Origin of the sequence: Anabaena sp. WFMT (assembly GCF_051781005.1) — a bacterium.
In the GTDB taxonomy this organism is placed as follows: Bacteria; Cyanobacteriota; Cyanobacteriia; order Cyanobacteriales; family Nostocaceae; genus Anabaena.
On record NZ_JBPWOA010000017.1, the window covers coordinates 225,997 to 248,661 of the forward strand.

Annotated in this window: 13 protein-coding genes; 4 read left to right on the forward strand and 9 right to left on the reverse strand. The window is 38.1% G+C overall.

Annotated features, from left to right (window positions below):
- Nucleotides 1-529 precede the first annotated feature (529 nt).
- Nucleotides 530-1,708, forward strand: coding sequence for a low temperature requirement protein A (locus ACSQ6I_RS09845; RefSeq protein ID WP_438890161.1), 1,179 nt, complete (start codon nt 530-532; stop codon nt 1,706-1,708).
- Nucleotides 1,709-1,779: 71 nt separating this feature from the next.
- Here the strand turns inward: ACSQ6I_RS09845 and ACSQ6I_RS09850 are convergent, their stop codons facing one another.
- From ACSQ6I_RS09850 to ACSQ6I_RS09875, 6 genes are all read right to left on the reverse strand, one after another.
- Nucleotides 1,780-2,586, reverse strand: coding sequence for an MBL fold metallo-hydrolase (locus ACSQ6I_RS09850; protein ID WP_438890162.1), 807 nt, complete (start codon nt 2,584-2,586; stop codon nt 1,780-1,782).
- 265 nt (nt 2,587-2,851) lie between these two features.
- Nucleotides 2,852-5,086 carry a CHASE2 domain-containing protein gene (locus tag ACSQ6I_RS09855; RefSeq protein ID WP_438890163.1) on the reverse strand — a complete coding sequence of 745 codons (2,235 nt, stop codon included), beginning with the start codon at nt 5,084-5,086 and terminating at the stop codon, nt 2,852-2,854.
- 5 nt (nt 5,087-5,091) lie between these two features.
- On the reverse strand, nt 5,092-5,841 hold the full coding sequence (locus tag ACSQ6I_RS09860) for a DUF928 domain-containing protein (protein ID WP_438890164.1): 750 nt from the start codon (nt 5,839-5,841) through the stop codon (nt 5,092-5,094).
- Between the two features lie 453 nt (nt 5,842-6,294).
- On the reverse strand, nt 6,295-7,437 hold the full coding sequence (locus ACSQ6I_RS09865; protein ID WP_438890165.1) for a tetratricopeptide repeat protein: 1,143 nt from the start codon (nt 7,435-7,437) through the stop codon (nt 6,295-6,297).
- Nucleotides 7,438-7,604: 167 nt separating this feature from the next.
- Nucleotides 7,605-10,691, reverse strand: coding sequence for a plasmid replication protein, CyRepA1 family (locus ACSQ6I_RS09870; RefSeq protein ID WP_438890166.1), 3,087 nt, complete (start codon nt 10,689-10,691; stop codon nt 7,605-7,607).
- A 463-nt stretch (nt 10,692-11,154) separates the two neighbouring features.
- Nucleotides 11,155-16,857, reverse strand: a complete 5,703-nt coding sequence (locus tag ACSQ6I_RS09875; protein WP_438890167.1) for an MG2 domain-containing protein — start codon at nt 16,855-16,857, stop codon at nt 11,155-11,157.
- Nucleotides 16,858-17,242: 385 nt separating this feature from the next.
- Between ACSQ6I_RS09875 and ACSQ6I_RS09880 the strand changes: the two genes are divergently transcribed.
- The 3 genes from ACSQ6I_RS09880 (at nt 17,243) to thyD (ending at nt 20,947) form a co-directional block, all read left to right on the forward strand.
- Complete coding sequence (locus ACSQ6I_RS09880; RefSeq protein ID WP_438890299.1) at nt 17,243-19,624, forward strand: penicillin-binding protein 1C; 2,382 nt, start codon at nt 17,243-17,245, stop codon at nt 19,622-19,624.
- 98 nt (nt 19,625-19,722) lie between these two features.
- Complete coding sequence (locus tag ACSQ6I_RS09885; protein ID WP_438890168.1) at nt 19,723-19,872, forward strand: hypothetical protein; 150 nt, start codon at nt 19,723-19,725, stop codon at nt 19,870-19,872.
- Nucleotides 19,873-20,020: 148 nt separating this feature from the next.
- Nucleotides 20,021-20,947 carry a thylakoid membrane protein ThyD gene (gene thyD / locus ACSQ6I_RS09890; protein ID WP_438890169.1) on the forward strand — a complete coding sequence of 309 codons (927 nt, stop codon included), beginning with the start codon at nt 20,021-20,023 and terminating at the stop codon, nt 20,945-20,947.
- A gap of 84 nt (nt 20,948-21,031) precedes the next feature.
- Here the strand turns inward: thyD and ACSQ6I_RS09895 are convergent, their stop codons facing one another.
- The 3 genes from ACSQ6I_RS09895 to ACSQ6I_RS09905 form a co-directional block, all read right to left on the reverse strand.
- Entirely contained in the window at nt 21,032-21,280 is a 249-nt protein-coding gene (locus tag ACSQ6I_RS09895; RefSeq protein ID WP_438890170.1) for a hypothetical protein, read from the reverse strand.
- A 78-nt stretch (nt 21,281-21,358) separates the two neighbouring features.
- Nucleotides 21,359-21,778 (reverse strand): tetratricopeptide repeat protein, encoded by a 420-nt coding sequence (locus ACSQ6I_RS09900; RefSeq protein ID WP_438890171.1) that lies wholly within the window; start codon nt 21,776-21,778, stop codon nt 21,359-21,361.
- A 92-nt stretch (nt 21,779-21,870) separates the two neighbouring features.
- Nucleotides 21,871-22,227, reverse strand: a complete 357-nt coding sequence (locus ACSQ6I_RS09905; RefSeq protein ID WP_438890172.1) for an iron-sulfur cluster assembly accessory protein — start codon at nt 22,225-22,227, stop codon at nt 21,871-21,873.
- Between the last annotated feature and the right edge of the window lie 438 nt (nt 22,228-22,665).

Genomic DNA, 22,665 nt, shown 5'->3' on the forward strand with positions numbered 1-22,665 from the left:
GAATTAATCTCTTTTTTTGCATCTTTGCTCCTTTGCGTCTTTGCGCGAGACCAAATCTAGATGTAGTTCATCTACGTGAAAATGGCTGTATTTACAGGATTTAATCAAAATTTACAGTCGCATCAATCGACAACACTGTCTAAAACTTGACTCGTCAACGTTGTTCATATTTAAGCAAACAAAATTGGATAGTTATGTATTCAGGCAGAACCTTTAATTTAAAATTAAGTTAACTTCTTTTGAAGATATGAATATAATTCACCTTAATTTTAATTTTCTATGTAGCTTATATTGGTTCTCTTGAATATGATACAGCAATTGGTGTAAAAAAGTGTGTCATTTTTTTAACATTAAGTTAATGTTACAATTTGCAGTAAAGCAGAGATTATCCTCTTTATGAGTCCATTATGTGATTCGATTGAATATTGTTTCAAAATCCAGCCCTAGTTGTGATCGATAACTTTTTTGTGAAAACAGTTCCTAAAACCCCTAAAATAGTTTTCGGTTAGTAGTTTTTAGTACCTAAACGATGAAAAAAGGTTTGTGGCAACCGCCTAGATTACGCATTGGAGAGGAGCATGAAGATAGGCGGGCGACTTGGCTCGAACTTTTCTATGATTTAGTGTTTGTAGTTGCGATCGCTGAATTATCTCACAATTTGAGTAAGGATGTTTCTCTGGGCGGATTTGCTGGCTTTGTTGCCCTCTTTATACCGATTTGGTGGTGCTGGATAGGGGCTACTTTTTATGCCACTCTTTTTGATACTGATGATTTGAGCGATCGCTTGCTAACTCTGCTACAAATGTCGATTATTATCGCTTTGACGATAAATTTGCATCACGGTCTGAGTACATCTTCTTCTGGATTTGCTATCTCATATATAGCTGCTCGCTGTATTCTCATTCTTCAATACCTGATTGCCGGACACTATGTACCAGCAGCCAATCCCTTAACCAGTTGGTATGTCAAAGGTTTTAGTATTGGTGCTGCATTTTGGTTGGTTTCGCTGTTATTGCCCATTCCCTGGCGTTTTGGATTCTGGACATTAGGTTTGATTGTCGAATTTCTGACTCCATTAGGTACAGGTCAATTAGCAGTTCAAATCCCACCAAATATGTCTCATGTTCCAGAACGAATGGGACTATTTACGATCATTGTTTTAGGTGAATCAATGGCCGCAGTAGTCAGAGGGGTAGCAGAAAAGCAATGGGATACCTCATCAGTATTAACTGCTATTTCCGGTGTGAGCATAGCTTTTAGCTTTTGGTGGCTTTATTTCGATAGCGTAGATGCTTCACCATTAGAAACTATGAAAGTCGGTAAAATTAAAATATTTCTGACTTGGCTTTATTCTCACCTGCTCTTGGCTATAAGTTTAGCGGCAATAGGGGTAGGAGTTGAGCATATAATCGACAAAAGTGGAGTTAATATCCTACCAGGAAATGAACGTTGGCTTTTTTGTGGTGGGGTAGCGCTCTGCTTAATAGTATTGTCGATCATTAATTTCACAACTTGTATTTTGGATAAAATGCAAAAAGGGAGAATTTTGAGTGTTTATCGTCTGGGAGCAGGAAGTTTTGTTTTATTCTTAGCGATCGCGGGGAGTAAATTATCTCCTGTGGTTTTAATCGCCCTTGTTGCTTGCTGTTGTATGGTGACAGTGGCTCTGGATTTACTAACCAAAAGTCAGTTTTCTGTCAATTCTTAGATACGGCAGAATTCAGCACTTCGACTTCGCTCAGTGACCAGTAGATATATGGGAATGGGAATAGGGAGATTCTACGCCTCAAACCCCACTTTTAACTCTTGACTATGTGAGGATGAAAATTCAAAAACCTGTCCGCACTCTACAAACCCACAAAATCCATCTTTTTTGGCATCAGGAAGCAATCCTGGCTGATAACCATAGAGCCACATTTTATTTTTAATTTTTTCTGGCAACTCTGTTAATTGCTCATAATTCGCATGAACAGGAGTCTGATAAAGTGAGGTTTCACAATCATGAAAAATTATATCTGCCTGTTCATATATATCTCCATTTCTGTCAAAACATAATTGGGTATCTGTGGATAAAAATATTTTTACCCCTTCTAAGGTAAAAAATAACCCATAGCTGGGCATGAGATAAAAGCCATTATTAACATGAATAACTCTGACTAGATTAAACCTAATATTTTGCCACATAAAATAACCTTGTCGGTCTACTTTATGTTCTTCAAAAAATGTGTCTAGATTGGCAATATCTCCATCAAGAGACCTGAGTCCACCGGATAAAGTTCTGTCCCACAGATTGCTGGATACATCTTTGCTTAAATAAAGATGTGGCTTTTTGCATCTTGGATCAAATAAGCTACTAAAAGCTATATATTCAAGTCCTCCAACATGATCAGAATGGAGATGACTAATATAAATATCGGTAATATCACGATATGATAAACCAGCCGCATGGAGAGAGAATCTAATATCTGTTCCACAATCAATTAATAGTTTATGGTTTTGTTCAGTGACTACAAGCATATTAGACTGAAAATTATTGGCACCAACTGTAAAAGCTGAACCCGAACCTAAAAATATTAACCTTGTCATTTTGCTAGTATTTCAGTAATTGGATGTTGGATGTTATAGCGTTTCTCGGTTGAGTGAGATACAAGAACCCCACCCCCAACCCCCTCCTCCTTCGGATTTACCAGTCGCCTACGGTGGGAAACCCGCCTACAGCCCTGGTTCACCGCAAGCGATGAGGGGGCTATGATGTACCTCATACAATTGGAAACCGCTGTATAAGTATGTTGGTATATAGCTTTGTTTTGCAACTGTATACCTAATTTACCTACTTGCAATCTACTGTAAATTATGGAATATTCTGGGAATTTATGTGATCAATTAAAGTGTTAAATTTTGTGATAATCGCTGGGGGTTTGGCTGTAAAACGAATGCAAAAATCGCCTATTTTTGCAGGTTTTTCCAAAACTTTGGCATACATATCTTCGGTTTCTCCTGAGTTATTTGGTGTTAATAAATTAAGTTTTATATTACAAAGGTAAGATGGTAGAGCTTGGATTTCTTTATTTGCTAAAGAAATCTCTGCTTCATGAATTGAAAGTCTGACTAAAATTCCTTGGTAAGATGAATTTCCAATATCTTTCCCATCTACCAATACGTATTTTATAGGAATAGGTTCAGGAAGAGTGCATAATTCTTCTTGATGTTCAGAGAGAAAAAGATTGTATTCGCCGATGATACCAGCTATTTTATAGACGTTAATTGGTTCTTTAACACCTTTTGGTGTTACCTGAGTTTGACTAGCGATGATGACTACTGACTCTACTTCATGAAAAGTGGATTCAGAAATAATTATTTCGCCGCCGGTTGTATAGCCTTCAATACGGTAAGTTAAATTGACTTGACTGCCAACGATACCGTATTTGGTGCGTTTTTCAGAACCAATATTTCCCACTACCACAACGCCTGTATTAATGCCAATGCCCATTTCTAGAGGTGGTAAGCCCCATTCTTTCATTTGGGCGTTAACTTTGACCATTGCCAACTGCATGGCGACACCGCAGGCTACAGCCCTAGTAGCATCGTCTTCTCTAGCTGTGGGAGCGCCAAAGAGTACCAAAATACCATCACCCATGAATTCATCAATGGTTCCCTGATATTTGGTAATTTCATCTGCCATACATTCCAGGTAAAAGTTGAGGATTTTAACGACTTCTTCTGGTTGTAAGCGTTCGGATGTGGCAGTGAATCCTCGTAAATCGGATGTGAAGATGGTAATTTTTCGTCGTTCACCACCGAGTTTCAATCCTTCTGGACTTTCTAGTAAATTGGCTACGACTTCATCTGTGAGGTAACGCCCAAATACTTTGCGGATATCTCCAGCGGTGCGAGCGATGTAAGCTGTGATGGCAATTACAGCCCCTGTTAATGCTAAGAATGCGGGGACGACAGGAAGCCACAAGCCGGAAAGGAAAGCTACATAGGTGCTGCCTAGCAAAGCCCCTCCTGCTAGTACAGCGCTGATTATTCTCTGTAATGTGAGTAGGTTTTGTAATCGCAATTTCCAGGTTAGGGTAGCTCCAACTCCACTCCAGAGTAAAATCCATAGCCATTCTACAGGTTCTGACCAAGTTCTAAATAGCGATCGCTCTTCGATGGCTGCACTGATGATTTGGCTGGTGAGATTGGCATGAATTTCTACTCCACTCATTGGTTCTGGAAGGCTGAGAAGTCCACTGCTGTGGGGGGTAAAAAATGAATCTCGAAAACTTTCCCCGATATAACCAATGAAAATAATGCTATCGCGCCCCCAATTTGCTGGTAATTTGTCTTCTAGAATATCCGTCATGGAAACGGTCTGAAAGGAATTGCTTTTCCCCCGATAGTTAATTAATATCTGATAACCACGAGCATCAGCACGTACATAGCCACCATCATAGCTTTCAAAGGGAATAAATTTGGTTTTCCCTAGCCGGAAATCTTTGCTGGCGGTGATTCCTTCCTTTTCTAGATAATGCAAAGCTAAATGCAAGCTGAAACTGTAGACTGTTTCTCCAGTTTCGGTATTCACATACATTAAGCCACGTCGTACTTTGTTATCGGCATCAATGATCAGGTCATTTGCACCAACTTGACCCAAGGATTTGAGTACTGGGGGTGGGTCTACTGTCTCGTTTTTTCTGTCTCCAACTACTTTCTGAATACCAACCAGATTAGATGTAGATTTAAATACCTGTTCTAATTCTGAAGTACCAGGTGGTAAAGGTAAATTCCGGTAAACATCGAGGCCAATGGCTCTTGGTTGTCTGGCTTTGAGTTTGTTGAGTAATTTGGCTAAGATGCGATCGGAAATGGTTGCCTGTTTGAGATTATCCAAGTCTGTTTCATCAATACCAACTATGACAATGCGCTGATCCTGGGCTTCTTGAGGTCGCCAACGCATATATTGGTCAAAAACTCCCCACTCCCAGGACTGTAATAACCCTGCAAAGCGGATGAGAATAATAAACATGGCGATTACAGGGGTGGTAATCCACAAACCGCGTCCTTGCCATAGAAGATGTTTAAGTTTGTCCAGATCCATCTGTACTAAGGTTCCGGGTTTTGTTGACAACACTTAAGGATAGGTTCTTCAGCTATGACCTCTAGACCTACTGATTTTAAAAGTTCTTGCCATTCATCTGGCTTTTGAGTGCGTAATTGAGCAATATTGTTTAAGGTTTCTGGCCACAAATCATTTTTGGCATAAATCTCTGCCTGTTTTAAAGGTGTTGCTTGCTGGAGGTCTTTATTCAATGATGAACTGATAGTTGTTCGTTGGATATCCCCTTCGGTATATTCATCTCCACTTCTGTCTTCAGAATTGCAAATTAGGGTGAAGTACCATTGATATTTTTTGCCTGTTTTGATGCCGGCGGTGGGAGGAATGTTGAGTTGGACTATTCCAGAAGTACTGGGCAGTGTAAAACTTGTCTGATAAATATCATTGTCTTCTTCTGACCTCAGTACAAATTCACCAGTAGTTGCGGTAGTTTTAGGAACATAAAAATATAGGGTGGGATTGTCTGAGCTTGTTTTGATCTGATTATCCCGTCTGGGTGTTAAGGCAGTGAGAGTGGGTTTTCCTTTCTCAAGATGGATACAGGAAAATCCTCGTCTTCCTCCGCCAATTGTCGATTCTGGCTTGCCTCTGGAATCTCCTGATGGAAATTCTAGACTGATTTTGATTGGTAATGGCTGTGCCAGCAACTGTGAAGGAAAGATATGTGCAGTTAACAGGGCTGGCGAAATTCCGATTGCAAGTTTTCCTAGATACTGAATATATTTGTGTCGATTCATGATATTTAAGATTAAGTTTATTACTTTTCTAAGGTAGTGTACTGTATTTGATTAATACATGGTTTTAGGAAAACGTTACAATTAAAGTAAGAATTCAGGAGTCAGCCCTTCGACTTCGCTCAGGGCAAGAAGTCAGGAGTAAAACTGGCTTGGTGTCTAGGTTTCAATTTTGATTCTGTACCTCATTAATCTGCAATCTGCTGTAGGTATATAATTAGGGCTTACTGTTCGCGGAGCGTGCAGTTAGGCATATAAATCTAAAACTTAGATATATCAAGAGTTTGAAGGTTAAAAAGGTGAATCAGGTGCAAGGAATAAGCGTTGAAACTACCAAAAACCTATCACTTGACCAGATTCAAGACTCTTCCTCCTGACTCCTGACTCCTGACTCCTGACTCCTAGCCCTAACCAAAAGACTTTCTCCGCAAACCCTAATTAATTCTGTCAGATTATTTACTGCTGCCGAATTTGTGCAATCAGGTTGATGATGTTTTGGTAGTATGTAGTGTTTCCTTGTTGGTAAAAGAAATTAGCAGATTTTTGGAAATCGTCAATAGCTGCTTGATTATTTCCTAAATGTAGATGGATATTTGCCCGCAGGAAGTAAGCTGTTGCATAATTAGGTTGGAGTTGTAAGGCTCGATTATAGTCTTCAATAGCTCCTTGATAGTTTCCTAACAAGCGATGAAAATTAGCGCGATCGCAATATCCTTCTACTAGAGTGGGATTTAGTTGTAGTAATCTAGTGCTATCGGCAATTGCGCCTTGGTAGTCTCCCAAGTGGCGGAGTGCATTAGCCCGCAAGCCGTACACTATCGGCAGTGTAGGATTAATTTGCAATGCTTGGTTATAGTCTTGAATGGCGTTTTCATAGTCTTCTAGGTTGCTATAGGCTAAACCCCGCTGATGGTATGCTTGGTCATCATCAGGATTGAGTTGGATAGCTTGATTGAAATCAGCGATCGCACTTTGATAGTCTTGGAGGTGAGATATAATCAAACCTCGGTTATAGTAAGCTTCACCAAACTGGGGATTAATTGCTAATGCTTGATTATAATCTGCGATAGCACCTTGATAGTCTTTGAGAGCGTAGCGGCTATTACCACTGTTATGGTAAGCTGCGGCTAAGTTAGGATCTAGCTGTATGGCTTGATTGTAATCAGCAATTGCTTCTGTGTATTGACCGAGAATATAAAAAATATTACCCCGATTACTATAAGCGGCAACAAAATCAGGATAGTACTCTAAAGCTTGGTTGATATCTGCAATAGCTGCTTGATTATCTCCCCGCTGAAAACGAGCTAAACCCCGGTTATGGTAAGCTTTCGCGATATCGAAATTGAGATTTTCTAACCCAGTATTATTATGTCTTACTTGTTGATAATCTGCGATCGCTAAATCAAACTCTTCTAACCCTAAATAGGCATGACCACGATAATGGTAAGCTATATCTAGATAGGGATTTAGCTGTATTGCTTGGTTAAAGAATGTAATTGCACCTCGATAATCCCCGGATAAATTTTTCTTTACTCCCTCTTTTATCAACTCTTCAGCATTCATAACAAGTAGGTAGTCGTGAATATTTGTCGTTAGCATCAGACAAGATTTAATCAGAAATCCAGTCCCCCTCCCCGCTGTTTCGTGGAGGGGTTAGGGGTGGGGTTCTTTGGAATTGATTGGTAATTGAGTAAGTTTGATATAACATCATGAAAAAGCTTTCACATTAAAGGAGGTAAAAGTATATTGCATACAAGCTAGAAAAGCTACAGTTGTAAAGCCAATGCTTTAGATTCTAAAACACAATCAACCCCTTTCACATGATTTAACATCAATTCATCTCGTTGCTGCCAAACTGCAAAAATCCTTTCCCTCCCATCACCTAGAGTTTCTAAATCAATTTTATAAACATCATTTACCTGCTGCAACTTCAAACCCAACAAACCTAAAAGCTTACCAATTATTTTAATACCAGAAACCATTTTCTGATTACTTGATAAATCAATACCCAACGCCCTTTTAATATGTTTACTATTCTGAACAGCTACAGTCTTTAACCAAATAATATCAGCATCATTTTCATCAAAAACCCTTTCAGCTTCCAGAAACTGAAGCATACCTAAAGCCCGCATTGCTTCAACTTTGAGAGTATAAGTCCTTAAATCTGGTAAAAAAACCTTCCCCTCACCCCAAAATAATTGTTGATGCCATTCTTGCTCATCTCTGACATGAAAATATTCACTTTCATGAGTCAAATAATAGTGCGTTAACAACTGTCCATAATACCCTTTATCATCCAACAACTTCAACGAAGGAGTCACTTCAATTCCATATCTATGTCTGAGAATATATTTATTGATTTGGTGTCGTTCCTCATTACTGAGAGAATGTTTAGTTAATAACTGCTCATATTCTACATAATCAATATTCCTAGCTGTAGCTACAGCATTTGCAGCTAATAATTGATTTTGCTGCTTAATTTCCTTAATTTTGCGTTTAATATCTTTAGCCTTTTGACGACTATTTGACCAATCTTTCTGCACCTTCACAATTTCTACAATTAATCTCTTCCGATTCTCCACATCACTAGAATCAGTTGCAAAGAAAGCTAACCTCAAATCCCGCAGAATATTATTTTGAACAGCATTACTCCGCATCATAATCTTATGTCCGTCATCAATCAAACCGTCTTGCATAGATTGACGATAGAGACGAATAGACGCATTTACCCTTGCAGATAACTTAGCCCAAGTTCGTAAATGAATTGGGTCATAAACTAAAGGTAAATCTACATCTATTTTATGTAAAGGACTGAGTAAAGCTAAATTTTCTTTTTGATTTTCCTGATACCAATGAGATAGCAACCGATAATTTGTACTCCCACTACCAATTAAACCAATCCCACGTTTAGCACACCAGACAACACGGGGAACATCATCACGCACTCTGGCTAATGCTTGACGTGCTTCTGAGTCAGGAATTACCCCTTGAAAAATCCCATAAACACGGTCAAAATGTTGAACATCAATACTAATTCCTGTTCCCAAACTAGGAGTAACAAAAACAGTACCATAATCAGTAATTTTTTGATTAATAGCAGCTATAAAATCGACTGCTGCATGACCAGGTGTATTAGTCGTATGGCTACTCACTACCAAAGTTTCAGGAAATTGCTTTCTTAATTTCTGTAACCGCTGTTTTAAATAACTTTCAATCGTTTCACAGCTATAACGTCCGGTGCGGCTATCAGTAGTTACATAACATTTACGTCCAGCAATTAAATCTAATTCCAATTGATGAATTAACGGTGTAGGATTTGGTGAATCATAAAAAGTCACATCCCAACCTTTAGAGGGTTTCCACTGATTCACAACTACCCAAGGCGTGATTTTAGTTCCTGATAAAACTTGTAAATATTCTAGAGAAACATCTGATAAATCCGCATCTTGGGCAATTACTAAGCCCCCAGTTGTAAGAACTGTAGAAATTAATTTTTGAAAGATTCTGAGAATTTTAACCCGTTTTTGTTTACAAGTATTACTGTTTAGTAAATGCCATAAAGATTGCTCAACCTCATCTAAAATTATTATAGCACCATGCCAATCTTCTGGATTAAGTTTCCAAATAGAATCAATGCATAAACCAAAAGATTTGTTAACTGGTAAGGGATAATTAATAATTGGTAATTTTGCTTCTTCTTCTAGATTCCATGCTTCATGACTAATTCCCCATTCAATCCCAATCTTTTCACACAAAAACCGCCCTAAAAGAATGCGGTGTGTAATTAATAAAACAGATTGATTACGACTTTTAGCTTGATTGACAACAGCTTGTAGTCCTGTGGTTTTACCCGTACCTTTCGCTGACTTCACTCCTACTAAACCAGAAGTAGGAAAAGGTAGTTCTCCTAAATAAGGAAGGTTGACAGTAAGTGCAGCAGGAATTGTTAACTCAGTGTGGGGTTTAGTTTGAGCAAGATAAACTTCTAAATCTATACTTTGACGATAAATTCTTTCAAAATTGGCTGCACCTTTCGCAACAATAAATTCATCAACACCTTTTTCCCTACCTGGAAGTTCCACAACTTTTACAGGACATTCTTGCTGTTGCAATAAACCACCAAGTTGGGCAATAGCATTATTGACAGCAGCAATTTTTTTAGCTTGGGTTTCAAAATCAAAGCATATATAAAAACTGCGTTTTGTTGTCGCAAAAATTGTTAAATCAGGTATTAATTGACGACGGGTAACCTTGCCAAATTCATCTTTAACAACTCGATAACCGCTAGTAATACCAGGAATAGCAATAGCTGCATAACCTTGTGTTAACAAAGCTGCTGCTTTTTTCACACCTTCACAAATAATTATAGATATATTATATTCCATCGCCCATTGCCAAAAACCTTCTGCTTCGCCATCAGCAGCAATGGTGATATTGTTAGGCATTGCTATATGATAACGTTGGGAAATTTGCTGCCAAATTTGCAAAGTTACCCGCAGACAAAACACCCGCGTTGGTGTGCTGGGAGGATGTTCATATTTAATAGACTTGCCATTTTGATTTTGTCGGGGTTGGGTTGGTTTAAAGCATCCCCATTCCATCATTTGCCAATTATTCAGAGGATCTCGTCCAGAACACCACCAACCACCTTCTGTAACATGGTTGTAACGCTGTAACCACCCGCTTTTTATCATGCCAGTATTGGTGCGGGGGAGTTGTTCTGAAATTAGTAGGTAATCATAGGCATTGACACCTTGAAGCGATCTAAAATTTAGTCGCGCTAAGTGTAAATCTATACTACTACTCTTGACTAATTCTTCAAGATGTTGGGGGTGTAAATAATGCAGATGCATGGTGAGAGGCACTAAGGGAAGACAACGAGATTAAAACCTTAGCACGCATCTGCTGATTTTTTGCAGAAGATTTTGTGATTTTTTCATGATACTTTTACTACATAGTTGCCAGAAATACCTCGGTTAATACAGAAAGTGCTTTTTTTCCCTGTTGTCCTGTGGAAGTAATAATTTTGTATTGTGATTTTTGTGTGCGATTAATTTTGATTTATCAGTAGATTTTTCGTAAGATAGTAAAAATATACTATTATCTTGTTCCCAGTCTCTGACTGGGAATACAATTATAGAGGCTCTGCCTCTGCTTTAATAGCTACGGTGTACACACAAGAAGGCAGAGCCTTCTAAGAGTCATTCCCATACAGAGTATGGGAACGAGAAAAGTGTCTCGAAGAGAAGAACGCGAAGGAAGAAAGAAGAAGATAAATATGCATTTTTCACAACTCTTTTAGAAGATGTATATTTATTATTTTTTCTCTTCTAAAATCAAAGTTGAATCAGCACTGCGTCCAAACTCCTCTGGTGCATATTGCAGATGTGCTTCTGCACCAGGCCAAAGGAATGTTCCTGGAGTAACGGAACGAACTAAATAATGTAAATTGTAAACTCCTGCTTCGAGATGATCTGCATAGGAAATAATTCTATCTTTATAGATTGTTTTATATCCTAATTGCCAGTTATCAGCTTTTGCTTGTAATGCTGGTGTCGCAGTTTGAAAACTCTCATCTACTGCTTCAAAACCTGCGGGTAATGGATCTTTAATGACGAGATGATCTACAGGATGATCTGTAATAATTTCTAAACCAATATCAAACACTTCTCCTGGTTTTAAGATCAAGGGTTTATCAACAGCATACATTCCCGTTTTTTGAATAACTTTTTCTTCATTTATTTTGCTAATTTCTCGCGTTACTCGTAAACCGTTAAATCTTCCTGGTTGATTTCCTTGTAAGCGATAACTGTAAGCGACTAAATAATGTAATTTGCCTTTTCCAGATTTTTGCAAAAGTAAATTATGGCGACCACGAGGTAATTTATCCATTCCTACATTTAGTTGTAAGCTAGGATTTTGATAACCATTAAATCTAGTTTCTCCTAACTTTTGACCTGCTAATTTTACTGTAGTAACAAAATTAGGTGGTGTTGATTGTAGCTGGCTATATTCTACTAAAGCGGTTAAAGCTTGGGCATTGTTATAAGTTGTTTGCCATGTTCCTTCTCTGCGAAGATTCAGCAGACTTTGAAATAATTTATCAATGATTTCTACGTTGGCTTTTTGGTCAATAAATAAGCGTAATGCTTGGGCTTGTGTTGTAGTCTGTGAATTCATCCAACTCCAGCTAGGAGGTAAATTTACAACTGCATTACGTCCAGTTTCATAGATATTTTTTTGTAACTGAACTCGGATGATTTGCGCTTCATCTTCCCATTCAGGAAATTGAAATAAATATCGTGCTAATTTGATTTGAGTGACAACATCAAAAGCATCACGTTGTTGATAAATATCTGACAAGAAACTATTGCGTTTATCCCCTAATTGTGATAGAGCAATTAAGGAGTTAATTTGCAGTTGTGATTTACAAAGTTTTTGTTTACAAAACTCATATTGTCCAGGGTTAACGAGAACTTTTTGTAAATAGTTTTTCAGTTGAGATAGGATTCTAGAATTGACTAAACCAGGGTAAGCCTGATTAGCTTTTACCAGAGATTCCGCAGCATAAGCAGAAACCCAAGGATCAGATTTTTCTTGTCCGGGGAAAGCAGCAAAACCACCATCAGCAATTTGCAGCTTTTGCAGTTGTTCAATAGCTAGATTGGCTTGTTTTTGAGGATTAAATTCTGCAAATGTTTGATTATATTGTTGTGTAAGGGTTTGCAGATTTGCAGCAATTAATAACTGACTCGCTGCTGGTTCTGCAAATGGTAAATCATTATCACCTAAAACTTGTTTTGCAGGGGCTTTAATTTCGGGAATTAAGGTACTAGCTAATTGAATATCTAAACCTCCTGTTTCCGAGAAGGTATTTTTATCAATATTCAAAGGAATTTTTACCTGTTTTTCACTAACACCAGTTTCTACTACTTGTTCTGTAATTTCTAACGGCTTAATTTCTAAAGGAACTGAAAAAGCATCTGCGGTATTATTTAGCTGTGTTGCAAATGTAACTTCACTTTTACCTACGCTACCCGCAATCATTGGGAAACGGTACGCTTGGGTTGCTGACTCAACTGGTGTTTGTAGGGTTTTAGTTTTAGGGTTATTTTCTGCAAATTGGAGAGAACCGCTAAGTTCACCGTTAATGCTGATGTTTCCAGTGTTTCCGGTGGTATTGGTGACTGACAAACCTCCAAGAATGCGATCGCCTGACCGAGCAAATTGTGGCAAAATAGCATTAGTTATTAATGGCTTTGTTGTGATCAATGTCGCCTCACCATTACCAAAACGCAGATTTCCGTCCGTAGCCACAACCATAACCCGCCATGTAGTTAAATCATCTGGTAATTTAAAAGTGATTCTAGCCTGACCATTAACATCAGTAATTACAGAACCATTGTAATAAGCTAAAGCTTGAAAATCTTGGCGAATGCGAGTATTTGCTAAAGCACTAGATAACCCACCACCATAACCCCAACCTTTAGGTTTATCTAAACTTTGATTTTGTAAAACAACATCTGGACGATTATCACTAAAGCGGGTAGAAATTGGTTGTTCTGCATAAACAGTATCTACCAAATTTGGTGGACGATAACCAGCAAGTTGTAACACCGCTTCATTCACCACCATGACAGTAAATTGTCCTTGGGTAGCGTTTCCTTGATGATCTTTTAATTCCAGTTCTAAAGTTTCTTCATTTCCAGGTTCTAAAGAACTTTGATTTGGCTTAACTTCCACCTTTAAATATTTATCTTCCAAGTTGACTTTAAAAGGTGCAAAACCGATTTTGGCTAAATTTTCTAAATTTTCTGGTTCCACTTGATTAAGTGGTTTACCTTGTCTGATTAACACCGCTTCTATAGCAGCGTTAGGTAGCATTTCTGGCGTAACTGTAAACTGAATTTGTGGCGCACTTCCTTTAATTTTAGTAACTTGCTGATAGAGAGGTTTATCTTTAATTACTGCAAAATATAATTCCCCTTCTGGGTAGGGAGATTGAATTAAAGCAGTAGCAGTTTCCCCAACTTTAAACTCTTGCTTATTTAATTTAACTTCCAATTTATCTTTTTCTCTTTCACCCCAGAACACAGGATTTACACCAGTCACCCAAATTTGTAAATCTGTAGCTGTTATTTCATCTCTACTATCGCTAAAATTAGCCCGAATACGGTATGAACCGGATTCAGTTGGTTGTAAATTTACCATTTGCGGAATATTAGAGGATTTAATTTCTGTTTTGGAAACTGTTTTATATTCAACTTGATTTTTCGGAGTTCGGCTACCTTCAACTATTTGAGTAACACTGCTATATTTTATTTGTTGTAACTCCAAACTTACCCGTTCATTTTCTAATGGTTTTCCTGTCGCGTCAGTAACGATAATTTCTACCGGAAAAGTCTTACCAGCGTCAGCTATAAAATTACTTTTTAAGCCAATAAGTTTATTACTAGGTAAAGCTGTAAAAGTTTGGGAATTAGCAACTGATAAATTAGAAATGTCAGCAACTTGAACATCTACCCGGTAAGTCATTGGGTAAGGTAAATCTTTTGCTACTGTTACCATTTGACTACTTTTACCATTAGCATCTAACTGAGTATTAGTTTGTAAAACATCGCTAGAGAGAGTCGGACTTTCTTCAGGCCAAAACCACTGTCTCCCAAAACTAAATTCCTCCCAACCTTTGGGAATAAAATTAGTCTGCTGACGAGTAATAAAATATTTTGCTTCTCCCCCTTCCACAGGTGAACCAAACAAATAATTACTGGCTACCTTCGCTGCAATTTTGTCATTAATCAGGGCAAATTCTTTATTTAGCTGTAAATCAACTTTGAAATTAGGTGGTTTAAACTCCGCTACTCGAAATTCACCAGATATTTCTCGTCCATTTTTTCCTTTTGCTTCGATTTTATAATAACCTAGGGGTTTATTTTTTTCGAGAGGTAACTCTAGAGAAAAGGTCCCAAATTCATTTGTTTTTTGTGTACCTAAATCAGATTTTTGTCCATTGGGACTTACCAAAGTTAATTTATATTCAGCATTTTTATCTTGCTGAATTTCGCCTGCTTCTAAATAATCTGCAAAAGCCGTAAATGCAGCTTTTTCTCCAGGTTGATATAACTGTCTATCGGAAAAAATTACCCCTCGTGATATCGGTTTACCATCTTCCCAACCAGCATCAATACCATAACCATAACTGCCGCTATACTCTTGAGTTCTGGCAAAAGCCCAATCTTTATTTTCACGGGCAATTACTAATAATTTTGGTAATTTTTCATCCTTTGAATAACAATCTTTTAATTCATCATTATCAACTTTAAAAGTTCCCTTATCATCAGTTTCACCCGTTGCACAAGGTACAGGTTGAGAACTAGATTTTTCATATAATTTTGATTGATAAATTTCAATATTTGCAGCCTTAACTGGTGAACCATTACTAAGATGATGAACCCGAATTAACCCCGATTCTGGAAACCATTGAGAAAATACACCTAAATTAGTTAATTGCACCATTCCATAAGTTGTTGCTTCTCTCCACAATTGTTTATTATTTTCTTGATATTTATTAGTTCGTGCTTGCACTCCATAAGCTAACATTCCCTGATTATCACCTAATCTTGCTTTCAGGGGAACAGTGACATTAACGGACTGATTTTTTTTACCAGATACCTTGAAGCTTTCCCATTTTTCAGGTTTGGGTAATAAATCATTGGCATTATTCGTATAAACTAAATCTGTGGGTTTAATTACACGATAATTTGCTTGATATTTCGATTCTGGTAGATTGACTGTATTAATATTTAGCTGTAAATCCTTATCTTTAGGGAAAATATGTAAATCAGAGGGAACCCAAATATCTCCCGCTAAATCACCAGAATCATATTTAATAGAAACAGGTTTACCTAAAGTTTGCCCAAATTTATCTTTGACATTTTTATTAATAGTAATTGTATAATTAGTATCCGGTTCTAAAGCGTAGGGATTAACACTAACAATTCTATCTTCATCATAGATTTGCAAAACCCTATCAATGTCTTTAGGTGCGGGATTTATTTTAATATTCTCCTTTGCAGAATCTGCTAATAAAATATTATTAAATTCTAGCTGGAGACTGCCTTTAATAAATCTACCATAGGTTCCTCCTGAGTCTGGTAGTCCGTAAGGTTTAATTCCCTGAAATGCTAATGGTGAATAAGTTGCTAACTTACCAACAAACTCTTTATCACTGGGAATATTTCCATAAGCAGGAAGGATACCAGGAGAAAATGTTAAAAGGTAAGATGTGGCTTTTTCTAAATTTCCCTGGGGAGTAATATCATAAACCCAATTTTTAGCTGAAGGGTCAAATTTTTCTAAAGGATCTAAATTTTCTGGTTTTTCTGCTTTAGCTAATTCTACCTTTAACCCTACCCCTTGAGTTTTACCGTTAGGAATTAACTGTAAAAGCTTTTGAACAGAATCTAAATCTAGTTCTAAATTTGATGTAAATTGTAATTTAGGTTTTAAATCGATTGGTTCAATTTCTGCTTTTTCAATCGGGTTAACACCTGGTAAATTGGTGAGTTTAATTGATTCAGTATTGAAAGTCCAGGCTAAATCTTGATCTAAACGATGATTTTTTAAATCTCCTAAACCAGCTTTGAGAGTAACTTGCACTCTTATGGCTTTGGGTAATGCTTTATCAGCTTGAAACCCTACCATGCGCGGTGTTAAAAAGCGAAACTTCCCTGGTAAAGGAGGCCAAATAGCAAATTTAGTTAATAAATTTTCTTGTTCTGGATTATCAAGACTTTCAACAGGAATTAAAGCTTCCTTAAAGCGAATGCGAATTTGACTAAGAGTATTTGCATCTCCCAAAGGACTGATTTGTTCTATCCAGTCGGGTAATTTTGGTGGTGTAAGTGATGCAACCGTTGGTAATTTTTCTTTACCTGGAGTGATACCCACAAAATTACAGCCAGCTATACCTAATATAAAGGTAATGATAAATAAAAAATGTAGTAAATTTCTAATCATATTGTTGAAGAACTTGAAAAACTTTAAATTTGTAGGTTGGGTTGACGTAAGGAAACCCAACATTTTGGAAATAGTTGTAAATAAATTTTGTTGGGTTGCGCTGTTGCTTAACTTGTTTACATAAATACCTAATCTAGTGTGATTATTTCCAATAAACCATACAATTCTTAACATTTCAGGAATATTGATTTTTTTTGCGAAATCTCTTTTACATAACTTGAAACCTCAAATTATGAAATTCAACACTCGTATCCTCAAAACTCTTACTCTCTGTGTCTCTGCGTCTCTGCGTGAGACAAAATCCTATTTTCTTTATCTCAATAGATATAAATTAAAGCTAAAGCGTAAATATAAAACTGTTAAAATCATTTTAGCTTTAATCCTGATGTGTTTGGTAGTGCGATTACTGCCTTATTTTGCACCAATTCATAGTATAGATATTGCCCAAAAGCAATTAGCTATGCAGTTTACAGATCGTAATGGTTTACCGTTAGGAACATTACTAACTCGTGATCAAGAACATACAGCAGTTATAACATTAAATCAGGTTTCACCCCAATTTATCAATGCCATTTTAGCTGCTGAAGATGGCAGCTTTTATCAACATGGGGCGTTAGATATGAAAGCAATTATCCGCGCTATAAAGGAAGCTATTCAATCGAAAAAAATAGTTTCTGGTGCTTCCACAATTACCATGCAATTAGCGCGAATGTTGGATAATTCTCCCCGGACTTTATCAAGTAAATTATCTGAAATTTGGCTATCTTGGCGGTTAGTTGCAGGAATGAGTAAAGATGAAATTCTCTCTGCTTATATTAATCGTCTACCTATGGGGGGAAATATTTATGGTGTGGAAGCAGCAGCACGGACTTATTTTTCTATTTCTGCAAGTGATTTAAATTTAGCCCAAGCTTCTTTTTTAGCCGCAATTCCTAATAATCCTACTTATTTTAATCCTTATGAACATTGGGAACGTTTAAAGACAAGGCAGAAATATGTTTTAAATCAAATGGTGCAGGATAAATATATTACTGAAGCAGTAGCTGAACGCATATATACGGAAAAGGTTGTTTTTCAATCTCGTGAACAGGGAATTATTGCTGCACCTCATTTTTTGTTTTGGTTAGCAACACAGAACACCCCACCCCTAACCCCTCCCCGCAAGCGAGGAGGGGGACTGGAGTTATCTCACCATAAACAGGGAGTGGATTTATTTTCCCGCAAGCGAGGAGGGGGACTGGAGGGAGGGGAAATGGAATCTTCTCCTATTAAGACTACGATAAATCTACCTTTGCAGCAGTTTGTGGAAGCACAGGTACAGCAGGTTATTGATTCTCTTGGTGCTAATAATGTCCATGATGCAGCTGCGTTGATAATTGACAACTACTCTGGGGAGGTTTTAGCTTACGTCGGTTCGCCTGATTATTTTAATGATGTGAAATTAGGACGAAATGATGGAGTACAAGCGTTGCGTCAACCTGGTTCAACTCTCAAACCATTTGTGTATGAATTAGCTTTGGAAAAAGGTGTCATTAAACCTAATTCTATTTTGGCAGATGTGCCTTCTCATTACGCAATTCCGGGGGCGAAATTATATAGCCCTACAGATTATACTAACAGTTTTCTTGGCCCGGTGCGGGTACGTGTTGCTTTAGCAAATTCTTTAAATGTACCTGCGGTAAAGGTGTTGGAAAAGGTTGGTGTGGAAACTTTCTTAAATCGGTTGCATGAGTTGGGGTTTGCACATCTCAATCAAAGTGCTGAATATTACGGTTTGGGTTTGACTTTGGGTAGCGCAGAGGTGAGTTTATGGGAACTTGCTAGGGCTTATGTGACTATGGCCAGAATGGGCAAAAGTACGCCTTTAGTGACTGTGTTGACGGAACCTCACCCCCCAACCCCCCTCTCCGCAAGCAAAGAAGGGGACGCGATTTCCCCTCCTCCCTTGCGGGGTGAAGTAGCGAATTGGCAGTTAATTATTGATATGTTGAGCGATCGCTATGCCCGTGCTACAGCTTTTGGTGTAGACTCGGTATTAAATCTGCCTTTCTCTGCGGCTGTTAAAACTGGCACTTCATCAAATTATCGCGATACCTGGACAGTTGGCTTTACCACTGATTATACTGTTGCTACTTGGGTAGGTAATTTCAACGGCGAACCGATGCGGCAAGTTTCAGGTGTGACAGGTGCTGCACCTTTGTGGAACAGAATCATGTTACATCTGCACGAATATCAAACACCGACAGATTTTCCACCTCCAGATGGGTTAATCCAATTACCCGTTTGTGCTAATTCTGGGTTAAAACCTAAACCTGATTGTACTTCGATAGTTCAGGAATATTTTTCGCCAGCAGATAAAATTGCCTACGAAAATCCTGCTGATTTCCATTTACCACCTGAGTATGATGAATGGTTAGCAAGACAGCCACAATCAAATTCTAATGCTGATAAATTTAGGATTTTATCTCCTCATAATGGGGATTTGTTTGTGGTTTATCCTGATGAGAAAGGTCAGCAAAAACTAGAATTTAAACTGGTTAGCAAATCTAATCTACCTATAGAGTGGTGGCTAAATGGTAGGCAGTTATCTACACAATCAACTAATGCGTTATTTTGGCATTTACAACCCGGCAATTGGACTCTGGAAGCCAGAAGCGGGGAGGTAAGTGATAAAATAAATTTTCAAGTTGAGTTGGCAAATACAAAACCCAACCGTCAAGGTTTTTCTGTAGTCAATCCTACACTTTTCCCCCATTCTAGAGATTGATTAATTTTCCATCAAAAACACAATCTTTTTTCCGGGAATTGTCTGTGAAAATTGATCTAATAAATTAGAACTGAAGTTTTTATCAACTGTATCTAGCTATGACTAACACACAAGAAAATAAATCTGCCAAAAAGACGAAACAGTCTTTTCCTGCTGTTGATATTGGTACTCCTAAAGTGCCAGTTCGCAAAAGCAATGCGAAAAAGCAGAATCGTGAATTACTCAGCGACTGGGAACACGCGAGTTAATTCCCAAAAGACAGTTGACAGGGAAGAGGGAATAGGGAAGAGTAAAACTAAATAGTGGTTAACTTAACAGAAGACGGTACAGGCTGAGAAATTGTTAAATTGAGGTAAAAGTCAAGACTGTACAATAGTGCTTTAGCTTAAGTCAAACATGAAAGTAGCAATTACTGGTGCAACAGGATTTGTCGGTAGTCGTTTAGTAGAACGACTGCATAATGAAGGTCATAGAGTACTAGTGTTAAGTCGGAATACTAACTCTGCCCACAAAGTTTTTCCTTCTCAGGCTTTCCCAAATCTCGAAATTATGGGCTATACACCTGGTGTATCTGGTGCTTGGCAAGATGCTATTGCTGGTTGTGATGGTGTGGTTAATCTGGCAGGAGAACCCATTGCTGAGGAACGTTGGACACCACAACGTAAGCAGGAAATCCTCAACAGCCGCAAACTGGGGACACAAAAAATTGTCGAAGCTATAGCTAAGGCTAACCCCAAACCAAGTGTGTTAGTGAATGCTTCGGCTATTGGCTACTATGGTACTAGTGAAACTGCTACTTTTGACGAAAATAGCCCTTCAGGTCAAGATTTTCTGGCTCAAGTCTGCCAAGAGTGGGAAGCAGAAGCACAAAAGGTAACAAATGCTGGTGTGCGCTTGGTAATTTTGCGTTTTGGTATTGTTTTAGGTCATGGTGGTGCTTTGGGGAAAATGATTACTCCCTTCAAACTCTTTGCCGGTGGCCCTATTGGTAGTGGTCGGCAGTGGTTTTCATGGATTCACATAGACGATATTGTTAACTTAATTCTGCAAGCTTTAACTAAGCCAAACATAGAAGGCGTATATAATGCTACGGCTCCCAATCCTGTGCGGATGACAGATTTAAGTGCAACTATGGGACAGGTGATGAATCGTCCGTCATGGTTGCCTGTTCCTTCTTTTGCTTTAGAAGCGATGTTGGGAGATGGGGCAATTGTGGTTTTAGAGGGTCAAAAAGTCCTACCTATACGCACTCAATCTGTAGGTTTTGAGTATCAATATCCGAATTTGCCATCAGCATTGACGCAAATAATTCGTAATTCGTAATTCGTAATTCGTAATTCGTAATTACTGGTCTTGCTGCGTTTGGATATTTATTTCAAATGATCTTTAGCTACGAATTACGAATTGCTATGACTCATTTTTCATAAATTTCTTAGAAACCCAACTGGTAATTCCGCTGAGAATTGCACCACCCATGAGGATGCCAATAGCTGGGTTAAATAGCGGTATCCACAGTTTATGCCATAAATCTAAACCGAGGTTGATTCCAGAGGCATTACCAGCAACTGCCACGGCAAACCAGATAAAACCCAAAATCACCAGGAATACATCTGCAACTAAAACTAAGTTGAGCCAATTTAATAGTTTGTCTTTCATCTTCTATAAGCTTCGAGAATTAATTATTATAATTCGCAATTCCTATTTAATTACGAATTACGAATTACGAATTACGAATTATTCAAATAGCCATTTTTTGACTTTTGCCAAACTCTGCCAATCTGGTTTTCTAGTTAAGCCATCTTCAATGCTATTTTTAACTTCCGTTTGCCATTCTTCATTGACAAAAATCAACTGTTGTGCAAAGTCAATGTGTTCGCGCAGACCTTTTTGACCTGTTTCCAGCATGGCTAAAGCGAGATTAATTCTGGCTTGTGGGTCTTGGGGATTTAATTTTACTGCTTTATTTGCAGCTTTGTAAGCTAAGTTGGCTTTGTTGTCGAGTAGGTACAGCCAGGAAAGACAAATCCAAGCAGAACTAGCTTTGGGGGAGCGATCGCACACTTCTTTAAATACAGGGATGAGCGATTCTACCGATTCTCCAGCTTTATAACGTTCTAAACCTGTATCAAACAGTTCTTCAATTGTAATAGTCATTGGTCATTAGTCATTGGTCATTGGTCATTGGTCATTAGTCATTAGTCATTAGTTATTCACAACTGACCGCTGACATCCGACCATTGACTATATTACACCCCGAAAGATTTCCCGCAACCACAAGTTTGGGAGGCGTTGGGGTTAGTGAATTGGAAGCCACCGCCAATCATGGCATCACTATAATCGAGCATTAACCCATAGAGATATAATAGACTTTTGCGATCGCACACAATCTTAAAGCCATCATAATCAAAAACGTCATCCTGCGCGGTGATCTTACTAGTATCTTCAAAATCCATCATGTAAGACATCCCAGAGCAACCACCTTGACGCACTCCTACCCGTAAACATAAATCCTGCCCTTGCTTACCTTGGAGCGATTTTACCTGGCGCAATGCTGATTCGCTTAACAGAATGCCGCGTTGTTGAAGCTCAGTTGCTTGTGTCATTTGCTGTTGTCACTCCTTAATTATTATAACGATTACCAGGTATATGCTGTTAATAGCCCCTGGGTTGCTCTTTCAAGTTTTATTCCATTCTAACTGCATTGACAGGTACAGACGTAAATTCTCAACACTTTGTCAACAGCAGAGAAGGGTTTTTATTCTAGAATTGAGAGATTCGGTGTATTTGGAGTATTTTTATTTTTTCAGTCTTGGAGTCGTTTGAGCAACAACCAATTTTCAGGAGTGCTGAGTCCTGAGTAAAAAAGGAAAATTAATTGTACTCATCGTCTGACTGTGAAGTCCCTACCTTCAGGTATGGAAAAAGAAAAAATTATTCCCCTAGTTTTAACTATGGAGTTACTCGTTACTCGTTACTCAGCACTTATTTACTCACCACTACCCAAAATTTACTTCTTCTAAATAGCTTTTTTGATTAACTTT

Coding starts and splice junctions, on each gene's coding strand:
- ACSQ6I_RS09845 (WP_438890161.1), top strand. CDS start 530: ATGAAAAAAGGTTTGTGGCAACCGCCTAGATTACGCATTGGAGAGGAG.
- ACSQ6I_RS09850 (WP_438890162.1), bottom strand. CDS start 2,586: ATGACAAGGTTAATATTTTTAGGTTCGGGTTCAGCTTTTACAGTTGGT.
- ACSQ6I_RS09855 (WP_438890163.1), bottom strand. CDS start 5,086: ATGGATCTGGACAAACTTAAACATCTTCTATGGCAAGGACGCGGTTTG.
- ACSQ6I_RS09860 (WP_438890164.1), bottom strand. CDS start 5,841: ATGAATCGACACAAATATATTCAGTATCTAGGAAAACTTGCAATCGGA.
- ACSQ6I_RS09865 (WP_438890165.1), bottom strand. CDS start 7,437: ATGCTAACGACAAATATTCACGACTACCTACTTGTTATGAATGCTGAA.
- ACSQ6I_RS09870 (WP_438890166.1), bottom strand. CDS start 10,691: ATGCATCTGCATTATTTACACCCCCAACATCTTGAAGAATTAGTCAAG.
- ACSQ6I_RS09875 (WP_438890167.1), bottom strand. CDS start 16,857: ATGATTAGAAATTTACTACATTTTTTATTTATCATTACCTTTATATTA.
- ACSQ6I_RS09880 (WP_438890299.1), top strand. CDS start 17,243: ATGTGTTTGGTAGTGCGATTACTGCCTTATTTTGCACCAATTCATAGT.
- ACSQ6I_RS09885 (WP_438890168.1), top strand. CDS start 19,723: ATGACTAACACACAAGAAAATAAATCTGCCAAAAAGACGAAACAGTCT.
- thyD (WP_438890169.1), top strand. CDS start 20,021: ATGAAAGTAGCAATTACTGGTGCAACAGGATTTGTCGGTAGTCGTTTA.
- ACSQ6I_RS09895 (WP_438890170.1), bottom strand. CDS start 21,280: ATGAAAGACAAACTATTAAATTGGCTCAACTTAGTTTTAGTTGCAGAT.
- ACSQ6I_RS09900 (WP_438890171.1), bottom strand. CDS start 21,778: ATGACTATTACAATTGAAGAACTGTTTGATACAGGTTTAGAACGTTAT.
- ACSQ6I_RS09905 (WP_438890172.1), bottom strand. CDS start 22,227: ATGACACAAGCAACTGAGCTTCAACAACGCGGCATTCTGTTAAGCGAA.